This window comes from Rhodococcus sp. CX (genome assembly GCF_015865005.1).
GTDB lineage: Bacteria > Actinomycetota > Actinomycetes > Mycobacteriales > Mycobacteriaceae > Rhodococcus.
The window spans coordinates 46,345-47,596 of record NZ_JADZGH010000264.1 but is presented as its reverse complement, the minus strand read 5'-3'; the positions used below and the strand labels follow the sequence as shown (position 1 = coordinate 47,596).

General features: G+C 66.3%; 1 protein-coding gene and 1 pseudogene. Both read right to left on the bottom strand.

Annotated features, from left to right (window positions below):
* Positions 1–49 precede the first annotated feature (49 nt).
* Positions 50–367 carry a hypothetical protein gene (locus I0Q12_RS35220; protein ID WP_374068956.1) on the bottom strand — a complete coding sequence of 106 codons (318 nt, stop codon included), beginning with the start codon at positions 365–367 and terminating at the stop codon, positions 50–52.
* A 174-nt stretch (positions 368–541) separates the two neighbouring features.
* A pseudogene (locus I0Q12_RS35215) lies at positions 542–1,252 on the bottom strand (AMP-binding protein); the annotation flags it as partial.

Below are 1,252 nucleotides of genomic sequence, written 5' to 3'. Positions count from 1 at the left end.
GGGCACACGGCGGCGAGCCGCCACAACGGCACACGGCGGCAGAGCCGCACTATCGGCCGATGAGGTCCACCGACAGTTCCCGCATCTCGACCTTGCGGATCTTCCCGGTGACCGTCATCGGGAACTCGTCGACGACGTGGACGTAGCGGGGGATCTTGTAGTGCGCGAGCTTGCCGGTGCAGTACTCGCGGAGCGAGTCGGCGTCGAGCGGTTCGGCGCCCTCACGCATCTTGATCCACACCATCAGTTCCTCGCCGTACTTCTCGTCGGGGACGCCGACGACCTGGGCGTCGAGGATGTCCGGGTGGGTGTAGAGGAACTCCTCGATCTCGCGCGGGTAGATGTTCTCGCCGCCGCGGATCACCATGTCCTTGATGCGGCCGGTGACCGAGACGTAGCCGTCGGCGTCCATGACACCGATGTCGCCGGTGTGCATCCACCGCGCGGCATCGATGGCTTCGGCGGTCTTGTCCGGCTGGTTCCAGTAGCCGAGCATCACGGAGTATCCGCGCGTGCACAGTTCCCCGGGTTCGCCGCGCGGCACGGTCAGACCGGTCGACGGATCGACGACCTTGACCTCGAGGTGCGGTCCGACGCGGCCGACCGTCGCGGTCCGCTGGACGATGCTGTCGTCGCTGCGGGTCTGCAACGACACCGGCGACGTCTCGGTCATGCCGTAGCAGATGGACACCTCGGTCATGCCCATGCGATCGATGACCTGCTTCATCACCTCGACGGGGCACGGCGAGCCCGCCATGATGCCGGTACGCAGGCTCGACAGGTCGTAGCCCTCGAAGCCGGGGTCGGCGAGTTCGGCGATGAACATCGTGGGGACGCCGTAGAGCGAGGTGCAGCGTTCCTCGGCGACGGCCGCGAGCGTCTGCGCCGGTTCGAACGACGGACCCGGAATCACCATGGTGGCACCGTGGCTCGTGCAGGCCAGGTTGCCCATGACCATCCCGAAGCAGTGATAGAACGGCACCGGGATGCACACCTTGTCCTGCTCGGTGTAGTGGCACAGTTCCCCGACGAAGAAGCCGTTGTTGAGGATGTTGTGGTGGCTGAGGGTGGCTCCCTTGGGGAAACCCGTTGTTCCCGAGGTGTATTGGATGTTGATCGGGTCGTCCGGGGACAGGTCCGCCTGCGCGGCGGCGAGCCGGGTGCGGTCCGTGGACAGTGCGTTCCGGCCGGTCTCGACGAGGTCGTTCCATTCGGGGAGTCCGAGCAGCACGACCTGCTCGAGATCCGGGCA